General features: G+C 48.5%; 10 protein-coding genes. 7 read left to right on the top strand and 3 right to left on the bottom strand.

Annotated elements, in window-relative coordinates; translation table 11 throughout:
• Positions 1-21 precede the first annotated feature (21 nt).
• Positions 22-897: a TetR/AcrR family transcriptional regulator gene (locus BLQ44_RS03705; protein ID WP_176757417.1), complete on the bottom strand. Its 876-nt coding sequence runs from the start codon at positions 895-897 to the stop codon at positions 22-24.
• Between the two features lie 190 nt (positions 898-1,087).
• On the opposite strand from BLQ44_RS03705, the gene BLQ44_RS03710 reads away from it, so the two are divergent.
• Positions 1,088-4,342 (top strand): efflux RND transporter permease subunit, encoded by a 3,255-nt coding sequence (locus BLQ44_RS03710; protein WP_093192230.1) that lies wholly within the window; start codon positions 1,088-1,090, stop codon positions 4,340-4,342.
• Positions 4,343-4,621: 279 nt separating this feature from the next.
• On the opposite strand, the gene BLQ44_RS03715 is transcribed toward BLQ44_RS03710, so the two are convergent.
• Together BLQ44_RS03715 and zwf are read right to left on the bottom strand one after the other, a co-directional pair.
• Positions 4,622-5,239, bottom strand: coding sequence for a cyclase family protein (locus BLQ44_RS03715; protein WP_093192232.1), 618 nt, complete (start codon positions 5,237-5,239; stop codon positions 4,622-4,624).
• A gap of 12 nt (positions 5,240-5,251) precedes the next feature.
• Positions 5,252-6,739: a glucose-6-phosphate dehydrogenase gene (zwf, locus tag BLQ44_RS03720; protein ID WP_093192234.1), complete on the bottom strand. Its 1,488-nt coding sequence runs from the start codon at positions 6,737-6,739 to the stop codon at positions 5,252-5,254.
• 409 nt (positions 6,740-7,148) lie between these two features.
• Between zwf and abc-f the strand changes: the two genes are divergently transcribed.
• From abc-f to BLQ44_RS03750, 6 genes are all read left to right on the top strand, one after another.
• Positions 7,149-8,663 (top strand): ribosomal protection-like ABC-F family protein, encoded by a 1,515-nt coding sequence (gene abc-f / locus BLQ44_RS03725; RefSeq protein ID WP_093192236.1) that lies wholly within the window; start codon positions 7,149-7,151, stop codon positions 8,661-8,663.
• A gap of 194 nt (positions 8,664-8,857) precedes the next feature.
• Positions 8,858-10,414, top strand: a complete 1,557-nt coding sequence (locus BLQ44_RS03730; RefSeq protein ID WP_093192238.1) for an ABC transporter substrate-binding protein — start codon at positions 8,858-8,860, stop codon at positions 10,412-10,414.
• A gap of 71 nt (positions 10,415-10,485) precedes the next feature.
• Positions 10,486-11,427, top strand: a complete 942-nt coding sequence (locus BLQ44_RS03735; protein WP_093192240.1) for an ABC transporter permease — start codon at positions 10,486-10,488, stop codon at positions 11,425-11,427.
• Positions 11,428-11,442: 15 nt separating this feature from the next.
• Positions 11,443-12,282: an ABC transporter permease gene (locus tag BLQ44_RS03740; protein WP_093192242.1), complete on the top strand. Its 840-nt coding sequence runs from the start codon at positions 11,443-11,445 to the stop codon at positions 12,280-12,282.
• A 20-nt stretch (positions 12,283-12,302) separates the two neighbouring features.
• Positions 12,303-13,331 (top strand): ABC transporter ATP-binding protein, encoded by a 1,029-nt coding sequence (locus BLQ44_RS03745; RefSeq protein WP_093192245.1) that lies wholly within the window; start codon positions 12,303-12,305, stop codon positions 13,329-13,331.
• The gene (locus BLQ44_RS03750; RefSeq protein WP_093192247.1) at positions 13,282-14,244 is read left to right on the top strand and encodes an ABC transporter ATP-binding protein; all 963 of its coding nucleotides are present in this window, start codon (positions 13,282-13,284) and stop codon (positions 14,242-14,244) included. Before BLQ44_RS03745 ends, BLQ44_RS03750 begins: the two co-directional genes overlap by 50 nt.

Here is a 14,244-nt window from a genome sequence, read left to right on the forward strand (position 1 = left end):
CATACGACCCTTGATGACCCATTAGTCATCAAGGGTTATTTCTAGGCGGGAGGCCAAAGTCAGGCGAGTTTCCTTCATTTCAGGGATATTACGGAAATTAGCGAGCATTCCTTTGATGATGAACGACTGGGGAGTGGTTTTACTGATTTCTTCATAAAGGAAATCGATAGCTCCCTGAAGTTCTGAATTCCTGTCATCGGGCAAGTCTATTACCTCCAACTTCCTCTCCATTTCTATAAGAGCTTCTTTGGCGGATTTTTGCTGGTCTGTTTCCGTCATAGGTTCCCGGAACATCCGTTCATTCAGAAGGGGGGCATTTCTTTTATCTATCATGCCGTTAGCGAGTTCGTCCATGCGGTGCATAATAAACGCAGCAAGACGATCGATCGTCACTTCTATATGGTCCAGCAGCAACAGTTGATGGACAGACGCACGGATCGATTCGAGCAGCAACGCACCATCAACCAAGTAAGGTCTGAAATCTTCTCCGTACATATCAAGAAGCATTTTTTTATCCGCCTCGAAGATATCATGCCGGATTGTCTGGATGACTTCGATTGTCGTTTCATCGACCGTGAGAGACTGTTCACGGATCTGCAGCATGATAAGTTCTTTCCTTTTCCACAATTCCTCCAGGTAGACATAGATCTTCCTTTCGAATCTTTCAGTCGCACCAATGATCTCTCCATCTATTTTCTTAATCTTCTTCTGCAGTTCTTCGTGGTAATAGGAAAACAGAGAAGTGATCAGTTCGTTCTTTGAGGAGAAATACAAATAAATCGTCCCTTTGGAGACTCCGCTTTCGTCCGCGATTTCCTGGATGGACGTTGCATGGAAACCTTTATCTGCAAACAAATGAATAGCCGCTTCAAGAATGTTCAATTTCTTGGGGTTCACAAAATCCCTTCTTTCTTCCCCCATTTTCACAAAATAGATAGAAAAATAGAGTCAAAATACTTGAAAATGACTTACTGGTCATTTATATTGTATGACTGTACAGTCATTTTTGTCAAAAGAATAAGAATGAAACGTTGGAACAATGAGATCCGTAATAAAGGAAATGAAAGAGGAGAGGGGAAAATACACCATGAAACTTTGGAATTTATCCATCAGACGACCGAAATTCACGATCGTCATTATGCTGGTCCTTCTGATTCTGGGGGCAGTGTCGCTATCCCGATTGCCGATTCAACTGTTCCCTGATGTGGAAGCACCGGCAGCGGCTGTAACCGCAAGTTACCCGGGAGCCGGACCGGAAGAGGTGCTGAGTGACGTGACCAAAGAGCTTGAAGGGGAGTTATCGGATACTTCAGGCCTCGAAAGCATGACGTCCCAGTCGATGGAAGGCGCATCGATCATCATTATGGAATTCTCGCCTGAAACGAATATCGACAATGTCGAAACGGAAATCGTCTCGACGATCAATCAGGCGGACCTTCCTGATACTGCAGGATCGCCTACGTTTCTGAAATTCGATCCATCGCTGCTTCCTAGTATGCAGTTGGCTGTAGCGTCAGGTGGAGATGAAGTCATTGATTTTCAGGAAAAAGCCGCGGATCTGAACCAGGAACTCTCCCGTGTCAACGGAGTAGCAGACGTTTCGGAATCCGGAACGGTGACGGAGAGATACGAAGTGGTTCTGAATCAGCAGGCCCTTCAGGATAACGGGCTCAGCCAGGACGCTATCGTCCAGACCATCCAGGCTCAGCAGGCGACCGTTCCCGGAGGTGTGATTGTAAATGAAGATAACCAGGAAACGATTTCTACAAGGGTTCTTAGTGAACTTGCCTCTGTGGAGGACCTGCGCCAGATTACAGTTGGTCAAAACGTGACCCTTCAGGATGTAGCAGATGTTTCCCTTACCCCTGAAGATCAGGACATCATCACCCGTGTCGATGAGAAACCTGCAATCCAGTTCGAAGTGACGCAGGAATCAGACGCCAATACGGCCGCTGTCTCGAGAGAAGTGAATGATGAACTGGATGACCTACTTGAAGACGAAGAGTACTCGAGCCTGGAGGTCGTAAGTATTTACGATGAAGGGGAATTCGTACAGGCCTCGATCAACAGTGTCATCACGGCCCTCATTAGCGGGGGGATTCTCGCGATGCTTGTGCTGTTTGCATTCCTGCGTAATTTGAAAACACCGCTCATCATAGGAATTGCGATACCATTTTCGATTATTGTCACATTCGCGCTGTTCTTCTTTACGGATATCAGCCTGAACATGATGACACTCGGGGGACTCGCACTCGGAATCGGGATGCTTGTCGATAACTCGATTGTCGTCGTTGAAAATATTTATAGACACCTGGCGATGGGTAAAACACCGAAACAGGCGGCATCGGAAGGTACCCAGGAAGTGGCGGGAGCTATCACGGCATCGACACTTACTACGGTATCGATCTTCTTGCCGGTCGTGTTCATCTCGGGAATCGCCGGAGATCTCTTTGCTCCGTTGTCGATTGCAGTAGCATTCAGTCTGTTTGCCTCCCTCTTTGTGGCGGTAACTATTGTACCGATGCTCGCCAGTCGTATATTGAAAACACCTACGGCAAGGGAAGAAGCGAAAAGGAAAACGTCCCGTTTCATGCGTGGCATGGAGAAAGCCTCCCGCTGGTCCCTCCGCAGACGCGCGCTCGTTCTGCTCATAACAGCGGCAACGTTAGTGATCGGAGCATTAGGGCTGACGACCACAGGCGTCGAATTCCTTCCTACGAATGATGAAGGAATGGCTATGGTCGAAGTGGAGCTAGACGAAGGTACGAGTCTTAGCCGTACAGAAGAAACGGTCAGCTTAGTCGAGCAGGAGCTTGCTGGAGAAGATGTGGTAGATCACTATATGAGTACGATCGGTGCAACGGCTCAAGGCGCAAGTATGGGTGGTGGGTCTGAGAGTAACATCGCCGAAGTCTTCGTCACTTTGAAAGACCAGGGCGAACGTGATCAGTCGACTCAGGAATTCATCGATGAATTCTCCGATCAGATTGAAGGTCTCGACGATGCAGCGGATATCACCATGACGAACGCAGCATCTTCAGGTGTAGGAGGAGAGCCGAATACCTATTCCTTCACGATTGAAGACCCGAATGCTCAGCGTCTGAGTGAAACGAGTACCGAACTGATCCAGGAACTCGAAGACGAAAGTGATATCGAAGAAGTGACCAGCTCGGAAGAAGACGCTGCGACAGAGTTGCAGGCGACTGTAGATAAAGAAGCGGCGAGACAGAATGGGTTAGCACCGGCACAGGTAGCTCAAGCTATCCGCTCTGCTACGACAGGTACGATGGCCGGTTCGATCACGACGGATTCGGATGAATCTTATGATGTAACGGTCAAATACCCCGACGATGTGCTGAACAGTCGTCAAAATTTTGAAAATATCACGATTGCGAACGGTCAGGGAGGATATGTAACCCTTTCTGAAGTGGCGACGATTGAAGAGGGGGGAGCTCCGACGGTCATCAACCGTGCCGATCAGGTACGAAGTGCTGATTTCACCGTTCGTTTCAATCCTTCGAGCGATCTCAGTGATATTTCAGAAATTGTAGAGACGACCGTGGATGATATCGAACTTGCTGACGAAGCGGAATTCGTAGTCGGCGGGGATCAGGAACTCGTCAATGATCTGATTGCGGACGTTACGCTCGCATTCATTCTCGGACTCGTGTTCATTTACCTCGTTATGAGTGCGCAATTCGAATCGTTCAAGCATCCATTCATCATCATGTTCACGGTACCGATGCTTGTGATCGGGGTCATGCTTGCACTTACGGTAACTCAGAAACCGATCAGTGCGATGGCTCTCATCGGTGTCGTCGTTCTCGGAGGTATCGTCGTCAACAACGCGATCGTTCTCGTCGATTACGTTAACCAGCAGCGGGAGAAAGGCATGAACGTCATCGAGTCTCTCGTGACAGGAGTGAAAGACAGGACGCGTCCGATTCTTATCACTACCATCACGACCGTTCTTGGTGTGCTGCCGCTCGCATTCGGAATCGGAGAAGGGTCAGAGACGATACAGCCGATGGGAATCGTCATCATCGGTGGTCTCATCAGTAGTACCTTCCTGACGCTATTCGTCATTCCGGTCATTTACAGCTTCTTCGATAAGTCTACCCGAGACATGAATAAGAAGTATTTGACGCCTGATGGAGGAGTCATCTACAAACGGGATCTCATCGAACGAGGAGAGTATGACGAGAAGTCCGAAGAGACGGAGAGTCATGAGTCTCATACCGACCTTCCTGAGTCAGAGGAAGAGAGTGACAAGAGTTATTCTAAAGATGATATTCTCGAAGCTCTGGAAGAACTGGTGAATAAGAATCGAAGAGATAAATGATAGAACGAAGAGTCGTGTCCTTTCGGGGGACGCGGCTTTTTTTATGTAGTTCCGGTGACTTATGGGGCGTTTTCGGGAAAGGTTTTTTAGGAAGTGTTGCATTGTTAGAGGTTTGCGGTGTTTCTGTATATAGTAGTTACGCAAATTGCGCCATTAGCTTTAGAATGGAACACTTTTCAACAAGAAAATGATCAACCGTGTCGCATAACTCCACTTCAAGGAGTCAGCGCACATAAAAAAAGCCGATGTCAAAATAGACATCGGCTTCGCTAATATGTTTTACTCATCCATCAAAAGGATACGTGCCGGGGAAGCATCGGTTCCTTCGATTTTCAGCGGTGCGGCTACCATGAAGTAGCTGCCTTCCGGTACTTCTTTCAGGCGCAATCCTTCGATGATGATGATTCGATTCTGGAAAAGACTGCGATGTGTCGGGTGCTCGGGCTGGCTTCGTTCGATTCCAAGCCCATCGACGCCGACTCCTTTGATACCGATGTCAGCGAGGTGAGTCGCAGCATCTTCGGCAACGAAGGTGAAATCAAAATCGAAGTCGTCCGATTCATGGAAGGAGTTCTTCGTCTTGAACAGAACGAAGTCGCCCTGCTCGATATCGAATCCTTCGATATCTTCTTTATTGATGCTGTCGCCGGCTTCGGTCAAATCGAATACTTTCACGGTACCGACGAGGTCCTCAATCGCAATCGTCTCCATCGTCTCCCCATCGTTGATCATATGGAGAGGCGAGTCGACATGCGTGCCGGTATGCAAGTCCATGTCGATGCGGGATTCGGTTACGTGTCCGTTCGTGCTCGTCGTGATTTTCGGCTGTTTCTCTTCTTTGTCCTTATAGACGATCATGCCTTCGCGGATCGTCATCGATACATCATAAATTGCCATGTCCTTCACTCCTTACTCTTCTTCATTATTGGTCGGCCACCAGTGGAAGCCGTCTCTTTCAAGCAGTTCGTCTGCTTCTTCCGGTCCCATCGAGCCTGCCGGGTAGTTCGGGAAGTCGGGCTTCTCTTTCGACCATTTCTTCAGGATACGGTCGACGAAACGCCAGGACAGGGAAACTTCATCCCAGTGCGAGAAGTTCGTCGTATCTCCGATCATGCAGTCGTGAAGCAGTTTCTCATAGGCTTCAGGCGTGTTGACGCTATTGACTGCTTCATGGGTATAGGATAGTTTGATAGGTTCGGCGTAAGAGCCCATGCCCGGTTTTTTCGCATTCAAATAAAGCGTTACACCTTCGTTCGGCTGGATGTTGATGACCAGCAGGTTCGGTGATTTTGTACTTTGTTTTTCCTGATATAAGTTGAGCGGAATGTCCTGGAACTCGACGACGATCTTCGTGCATTTTTCCTCGAGACGCTTTCCGGTACGGATGTAAAAAGGAACACCGGCCCAGCGATAATTATCGATCATGATTTTACCTGCGACGAAGGTTTCGGTATTGGAATTCGCCAGTTCTTCCGCTTCTTCCTGATAGCCGCGCAGTTTCTTGCCGAACATCTTGCCGGGCCCGTACTGACCCCGGACGAAATAATCACTGATATTCTCCTCATCAATGCCCCGGATCGCCCTCAGAATTTTGATCTTCTCGGAACGAATCTCTTCCGGGTTCAGATTGATCGGTGGTTCCATTGCGAGAAGCGTAACCATCTGCAACATGTGGTTCTGGACCATATCGCGCGTAGCACCGGATACGTCATAATAATTGGCGCGATCCTCGACCCCTAAGGCTTCGCTCGATGTGATTTGAACGTTGGAGATGAATCTGTTGTTCCAAAGGTGTTCGAAAATTCCATTGGCGAAACGGATTACTTCGATGTTCTGGACCATCTCTTTTCCGAGGTAATGGTCGATCCGGTAGATCTGATTCTCTTCGAAAGCTGAAGTGATCTGTTCGTTCAGTTTACGGGCCGATTCAAAATCATGACCGAAAGGCTTTTCGATGACGAGACGGGACCAGCCTGTGTCGCTCTTCAATCCGTGTTTCTTCAAATTATTGGCGATCGTACCGAAGAATTGAGGCGCCATGGCCAGATAAAAGATACGATTGCCTTCTGTATGGTAATCGGATTCGAGATCATTAAGTAAAATACCGAGATTTTTATAGGACGCAGAATCCGAAACGTCGAAAGGATGATAGTAGAAATGAGAGGTGAAAGCCTCGATTTCTTTTTCGGCTACATCGTCGCCGAGAGAATTACGTACGTTTGTGCGGAACAGGTCATTGCTCCAGGAACGGCGGCCGATTCCGACCACAGCGAAATCTTCGCCGATTTTTCCGTTCTGATACAAACGGTGGATGGACGGAAACAGTTTGCGTTTCGCAAGGTCTCCCGTCGCTCCGAATATAACGATTAATGCTTTTGGTTTATTTGTATTTTCCATAGTCAGTCCCCACTCTTCTTCAGGATGATATGATTCATTGTATAAGGAAATAACGGTAATATCAAATGGATAACCTGAATTTTTGTGAATTTTCAGGCAGGAAGCATTGACATTGCGAATGTAAGCGTTGTATTATAAAACTACATTTGTGATTGCGTCCAACTTGGATGTAATCGATCGAAGAGGGTGAATGTAGGCCAATGAAAAAGTAATCCTGTTTTTTTCAGAACGTTATGTGAAGAGTGAGCTTATTTTTGTATGTCTTCACAGACGTTTGGAATCAGGATTACTTTTTTATGCCTGTTTTTCGTATGCGAAAAAAAGCGCGTATCCTGTTCCTGACGCCTGTGTCGGGGCAGGATTTTTTAGTGGGAATCCTGCCTGACTTATGCGGAGAAAGGGTGGGTCTATGATAATGAATCTGACGGACGTAGTGCTCGAAGTGGAAGGGGAGCCCCTTCTTACTATAGAAGAAGTAGAGGTGAAAAACGGCGATCGGATTGGTCTGATCGGTAAAAATGGAAGTGGAAAGACGACGTTGCTCGAGCGTATGGCTTCAGAAAGTTCCAGGGTCGAACTATTATCCCAACTCAAGGAGAAGAGCGATGGCAAAAGTGGAGGAGAGCTTTCGAGAGAATATCTGGATCGACTATTTTCGCGGAAGAAGGAAGTGCTACTTCTGGATGAACCGACGACACATCTCGATATGGAGAATGTGGAAAGGCTGGAAGTGGAGCTGAAAAACTTCGACGGAGCACTTGTGATCGTAAGTCATGACAGGGCGTTTCTCGATTCGCTTGTGACGGAGATTTGGGAGATCGACGATGGGAAGGTCCGATGTTTTCCTGGAACGTTCACGGCTTATGAAAAGGAGAAACATAGACGTCGCCTTCATCATGAAAAGGAATACGACAAATATATCAACAAGAAAAAGCAGCTGACAGAAGCGATTCAAAAGAAAAATGAAAAAGCGCAGAGGGCGACAAAGGAACCGAAGAGTGTGGAATCGAAAGCCTCCAAACCTTATTATGCCAAGAAGCAAAAAAAATTGAACAAGACGTCCTCGGCGCTTGAGAAGCGTCTGGAACAAATGGAGAAAGTGGAGAAAGTGAAAGACCATCCTTCCTTACGCATGAACATTTTAAATGAAGAGAGTTTGAAAGGGAGGATCATAATTCGAGCGGAAAATCTCGAAGGCAAGATAGGTAAGAAAATATTATGGGGACCAAAGTCTTTTCATGTGAATGGCGGGGACAAAATAGCGGTGACAGGAAAGAACGGCAGTGGGAAAACGACGCTTTTGAACTATATAATGGAAGAAAAAGGGGTGAAGGTCTCGCCTGCCGTAAAGATCGGTTACTTTCAGCAAATGCTGGAAGGTCTGGATGTAAATCGGACGATATTGGATAATGTCAGGGAAGCGTCTTCCCAGGAGGAAACGATTGTTCGTACTGTCTTGTCCCGTCTCGGCTTTTTCAACGAGGATGTTTATAAGAAGGTGGAGGTGCTGAGTGGAGGGGAGCGGGTGAAGACGGGGTTCGCCAAATTGTTTCTTGATGACTCCAATGTGCTGCTTCTGGATGAACCTACGAACTATTTGGACATCGAGGCAGTAGAAGCTCTGGAAGACCTGCTCACGGACTATGCAGGGACCGTTCTCGTCGCTTCTCATGACCGGCGCTTTCTGGAACGTATCGCAACCCGCGTGTTTCATGTTGAGAAGGAAGAGTTATCGATTTTTGATGGGTCATTCCATGAATTCATGAATCATAAAGAAAGGCAGGTAGATCCGGGAGAAGAGGAACGCCTGAAGATAGAAACGAGATTGTCGGAGGTGATAGGTCGTCTCAGCCTGGAACCATCCGACGAGTTGGATGCTGAGTTTCAAGATCTGCTCCGTAGAAAGCGGCAGTTGGATAGGTAAGTGAACCGAACTCCGGGTGGATTACCACCTGGAGTTTTTTCATCCTACGTCTTTATCCGTATTACGTTATTCATGATAAGTACCCAAAACAATTATTTAAATTCAGTATTTATTCCGAATAGAAATAAACCGTTTTCATGTATGATGAATTTACAGTATTTTCGAACAAATTCATCACAAAGGGAGAGAGACGAATGAAGAAATGGTTTGGGTTACTTGTACTTCTAGTCATTGTGCTTGCCGGGTGTACGAACCCTGAAAATGCCGAACAGGACTCTGAGAGTGAAGGGGATACCGGCTCTGAAACTGCAGCTGAAGGCGGTACGCTTACAATCGCTGATTTATCGGAAGCCGAAAGCCTTGATCCTCACGTCGTAACGGACGCTGCGTCCATGAGATACATAGAGAACATGTACAATACGCTGTTCCGATACGTACCAGGCGAATACGGGGAGATCGAAGGAGATCTGGTCGCAGATTATGAACTGTCTGATGACGAAACGACGTATACGATGACGCTTCATGAAGGAGTGACTTTCCATAACGGAGATGCACTCACTTCGGAAGACGTGAAATATTCTATTGAACGGATCATCGAAAAAGGTGTCCGCGCCAACCAGTTCTCCGAGGTGGAATCTATCGAGACACCATCTGAAACGGAAGTGGTGATTACACTTAGTGAGCCGGTAGCACCGTTCCTTACTTTCCTTGCGTATCCGATGAACACAGTCGTCAATCAGACGATCGTCGAAGAGAACGGAGGAGAGTTGGATAACGCGGATGCCGGAAGTGGTCCATTCAAGCTTGATAGCTGGACGAAAGACCAGGAAATGGTCCTTGTGAAAAACGAAGACTATTTCAAAGAAGGCAAACCGCACTTGAATGAAGTCGTATGGCGTTCCATTCCGGATGCGACGGCTCGTTCTACAGCCATCCGTAACGGCGAATTGGACATTCTTCTGCAGGCACAGCCGCAGGATGTCGACTTGCTTGACCAGGCAGAAGGTGTGAATGTCGAGAGTGTACCAGGCACGTATTGGGAGTATATGGGTATGAACGTTGAAGCGGAACCGCTTCAAGACGAGAAAGTACGTCAGGCGATTGCCTGGGCCCTCGACCGCGGTGCCATCAATGAAGTTGTGAAGTTCGGAGAAGCTAGTCCGCTCCTAAGTGGAAACATTCCACAGAACCACTGGGCTCATCTGGAAGAGGATATTTACCCGGAACCGGATCCTGAGAAGGCTCAGCAGCTTCTTGAAGAAGCCGGCTACGGAGATGGTCTTGAACTTTCCATGAAAGTAAGTACGAATCAGTCTCAGATTGATGCAGCACAAGTAATCAAGCAGCAGCTTGAAGAAGTCGGCATTATGCTTGATGTCGTATCACAGGAAGATAGTGTATTCTTTGAAGCGCTCGGTAGTGGTGATTTCGAAACGACCGTCGTCGGCTGGGTAGGATTCGTAGATCCGGACGAGTTCCTGTATAACATTTTCCATACGGAAGGAATGTATAACCAGCAGAATTATTCCAATGAAGAAGTCGACCAGCTTCTGGAACAGGGAAGAAAAGAGATGGATCAGGAGAAACGCGCGGAGATCTATGCAGAGGCGCAGAAATTAATCGCTGAAGACGCACCGATGGCTTTCCTTTATGCCAACCCGCAGATTTCCGGGGTAAGAGACCGCGTTCAGGATTTCGTGGTGGATCCTACAGTAACGACGATTTCTCTTGAAGATACGAAAGTAGAATAACCATGTACGAGGGAAGCGGCCGGGGGAGATGGCCGCTTTCTTTCATACAGAGGGAAGAAAGGGGAAAGACAATGATTGCTTACATAATCAGGAGACTACTTATCGCGATACCGGTACTCTTCGGTATTTCGCTGATCGCTTTCTTTATGGTGCGTCTTGTACCGGGGGATACCGTGACGGCTATGCTCGGGAACAGCTACACCCCGGAACAGGCAGAGGCGCTGCGGGCCCAGTACGGTTTGGATGAACCGATCATTACGCAGTATATCCTCTGGTTGACGAACGTACTGCAGGGGGATTTCGGTTTCTCCCATTTCACGAATACACCGGTGCTTGAAGCTATCCTTCTCCGTTTACCGGTGACGATTGAACTGGCACTGTTGAGCGTGGTCATTGCAGTTATTCTGGCTATTCCGCTCGGTACTATTGCAGCTCTCAAAAGAAACAGTAAGTTCGATTACGGAGCTAGCCTGTTCGGAATGCTCGGCATTTCGATTCCGAACTTCTGGCTCGGTACGCTGATGATCCTCTTCTTCTCATTGTGGGCCGGATGGTTTCCGTCAGGCGGATTCGTCGGCCTATATGAAAGCGTATGGGGGAACCTGCAGAGCATGATTCTGCCGGCTATTGCGCTAGGTACAGCTGTCGGAGCCGTGGCAATGAGAATGACACGCTCCTCGATGCTCGAAGTGACCAATCAGGACTATATTAAGATGGCCCGTGCCAAGGGCGTATCCAGTCGGCGATTGATTACTAAGCATGCCTTGAAGAATGCGCTCGTACCGGTGGTTACGGTTCTCGGAATCCAGACCGGTTACCTGCTTGGAGGGTCCGTCGTCGTCGAGCAGATATTCGGTCTGCCGGGTGTCGGACAATTGGCACTGCAGGCGATCACGAACCGCGATTATGCCCTTCTTCAAGGGACGATCCTTTTCATCGCAAGTGCCTTCGTTATCGTCAATCTGATCGTAGATATAATCTATGGGTTTCTGAATCCGCAAATCCGTTACTAGAAGGAGGAATCTCCGTTGAACGAAATATGGTATCAATTCAAGAAAAACAAAATCGCTCTGTTCGGGCTCGGGATGACGGTTATGTTCATCATTTTCGCTATTCTGGCCCCGCTTATCGCTCCGTATGATCCGTATGAAATGTCGACGAGCGATTCGTTGGCCGGCCCGAGTCTGGCCCATTTGATGGGGACGGATCAGTTCGGTCGTGATATATTGAGCCGCATCATTTATGGGACGAGGATTTCACTGCAGGTAGGTATCATTTCCGTAGGAATATCGCTCGTACTCGGAACATTGATCGGGCTGGTTGCAGCTTATTATGGGCGCTGGGTGGATATGGTTCTGTCCCGATTTACGGACGTTCTCTTTTCTTTTCCGGATATTCTTCTTGCACTTGTCATCATGGCAATTCTCGGGCCGAGCCTGACGAATCTGATGATTGCGATCGGAATCGTCTATACGCCTATCTTTGCCCGTATTGCCCGAGGGGCCGTCCTTTCGATCAAAAGCTCACTTTACATTGATGCAGCGAAATCGATGGGCGTCAGTAACAGGAAGATTATGTGGAAGCACATTCTGCCGAACAGTATGGCGCCGCTCATCGTACAGGTGACACTATCTTTCGCCTTCGCCATTCTTGCAGAAGCAGCCCTGAGTTTCCTCGGTCTTGGAGTATCCCCGGATACGCCTTCGTGGGGCATTATGCTGAGTGAAGGGAAGAACTGGATGGAAACGGCATGGTGGATTGCAGTCTTCCCGGGAATTGCGATCACTTTGGCTGTGTTCAGCTTCAACGTGATGGGAGACGGTTTGCGTGACGCGCTCGATCCTAAATTGAAGAATGAATCGTCATGATAGAAGAAAGGAGAACGGAAATGGCTGATAACATTTTGGAAGTCAGAGACCTTAAGACGCATTTCCATACGAACGACGGTGTCGTCAAAGCTGTCGACGGGGTCGATCTCCATGTGGAAAAAGGGGAAATCCTCGCGATCGTAGGAGAGTCGGGCTGTGGGAAGAGTGTGACCTCCCAATCGATCATGCGCCTCATCGGAGCAAAAAGCAGTGAAAAGGTATCGGGGGAGATTCTCTATCATGGAGAAGATCTTCTATCAAAAACGGAAAAGGAAATGAGGCAGATCCGGGGGAAAGACATGTCCATGGTATTTCAGGATCCGATGACTTCCCTTAACCCCGCCTATAAAGTCGGGACACAGATTGCCGAGATGCCGATCATTCATGAGAAGAAGGATAAAAAATCATCCTGGAAACGTGCGATTGATATGCTTACGAAAGTGGGGATTCCATCTCCGGAAAAACGGGCGTCCCAGTATCCGCACCAGTTCAGTGGCGGAATGCGCCAGCGCGGGGTTGTCGCGATGTCGCTCGCCTGTGATCCGGATCTGATCATCGCCGACGAGCCTACGACAGCACTTGATGTCACTATCCAGGCGCAGGTGTTGGACCTTCTTAGGAAGTTGCGCGACGACACCGGTACGGCGATCATGATGATCACCCATGACCTCGGTGTCGTAGCGGAATTGTGTGACCGGGTCGCGGTCATGTATGCCGGTAAAATCGTGGAAGAAGGAACGGTTGCGGATATTTTCGACAATCCACAACACCCCTATACTCAAGGGTTGATCCATTCCCTGCCGAAACCCGGAAGCCGCGAGAGACTGAAGCCGATCGAAGGCCAGCCTCCGAACCTGCATAACCTTCCTGAAGGGTGCAGGTTCCAGGACAGATGCCCGTTCGTTATGGATGTATGTCGTGAGAAACAGCCGGAACTCGTACCGGCCGACAAACAGGATCATCAGGCTGCCTGCTGGCTGATGGGAGAGGAGGAGAACGATGGCGACGGAAGAACTGGTGAAAGTGAAGAACCTGAGAAAACATTTTGATGTATCCAACGGTCTGTTCAGAAAGAAGAGCATTGTCAAAGCCGTAGATGGTCTTGATTTTACGGTGTACAAAGGAGAAACGCTTGGGATCGTAGGAGAATCCGGCTGCGGGAAGTCTACGACAGGACGACTGCTCATGCAACTTCTGGACAAAACCGAGGGGACGATCGAATTCGACGGGGAAGACATGTCGGCTTGGAGCAAGAAAGAATTGAACAAGCGCCGGAAGGACTTCCAGATGATTTTCCAGGATCCGTATGCGTCCCTCAATCCGAGGATGATTGTCGAGGAGATCATTGAAGAGCCGATGGTCGCAGCAGGCATGGACAAACAGGAGCGTAAAGAAAGAGTGACGAAGCTTTTGGATGACGTAGGTATTCCTGACGATTACCGCAAACGCTATCCTCACGAATTCTCAGGGGGACAGCGGCAAAGGATCGGTATTGCACGAGCGCTCGCGCTTAAACCGAAGTTCATCGTCGCTGATGAACCGGTGGCAGCTCTTGATGTGTCCATCCAGGCGCAGATCATCAATCTGCTCGTCGACCTTCAGGAAGAATACGGGTTTACGTATCTGTTCATTGCGCATGACTTGAGTGTCGTTCAGTATATCAGTGACCGGGTCGGGGTGATGTATCTCGGAAAAATGGTGGAGATGAGTGAAAGTGATGAGCTGTATGAAAACCCGCTTCATCCGTACACACAGGCGTTGCTGTCCTCGGTGCCGGTCCCGGATGTACACCATAATACGGACCGGGTGCTTCTCGAAGGAGAGATACCGAGTCCTGATAATCCTCCGTCCGGCTGCCCTTTCCATCCGAGATGTCCAATCGCCAAAGAGCATTGCAAAGAAACGATGCCTGAATTCAGAGAGAGAAATAAAGGGCACTATGTAGCCTGTCATGAGGTGTAA

Source organism: Salimicrobium halophilum (assembly GCF_900100295.1).
GTDB lineage: Bacteria > Bacillota > Bacilli > Bacillales > Halobacillaceae > Salimicrobium > Salimicrobium halophilum.

Excerpts from the sequence above, each read along its gene's own strand:
- BLQ44_RS03710 (WP_093192230.1), top strand. The coding sequence starts at position 1,088 with ATGAAACTTTGGAATTTATCCATCAGACGACCGAAATTCACGATCGTC.
- BLQ44_RS03715 (WP_093192232.1), bottom strand. The coding sequence starts at position 5,239 with ATGGCAATTTATGATGTATCGATGACGATCCGCGAAGGCATGATCGTC.
- zwf (WP_093192234.1), bottom strand. The coding sequence starts at position 6,739 with ATGGAAAATACAAATAAACCAAAAGCATTAATCGTTATATTCGGAGCG.
- abc-f (WP_093192236.1), top strand. The coding sequence starts at position 7,149 with ATGATAATGAATCTGACGGACGTAGTGCTCGAAGTGGAAGGGGAGCCC.
- BLQ44_RS03730 (WP_093192238.1), top strand. The coding sequence starts at position 8,858 with ATGAAGAAATGGTTTGGGTTACTTGTACTTCTAGTCATTGTGCTTGCC.
- BLQ44_RS03735 (WP_093192240.1), top strand. The coding sequence starts at position 10,486 with ATGATTGCTTACATAATCAGGAGACTACTTATCGCGATACCGGTACTC.
- BLQ44_RS03745 (WP_093192245.1), top strand. The coding sequence starts at position 12,303 with ATGGCTGATAACATTTTGGAAGTCAGAGACCTTAAGACGCATTTCCAT.
- BLQ44_RS03750 (WP_093192247.1), top strand. The coding sequence starts at position 13,282 with ATGGCGACGGAAGAACTGGTGAAAGTGAAGAACCTGAGAAAACATTTT.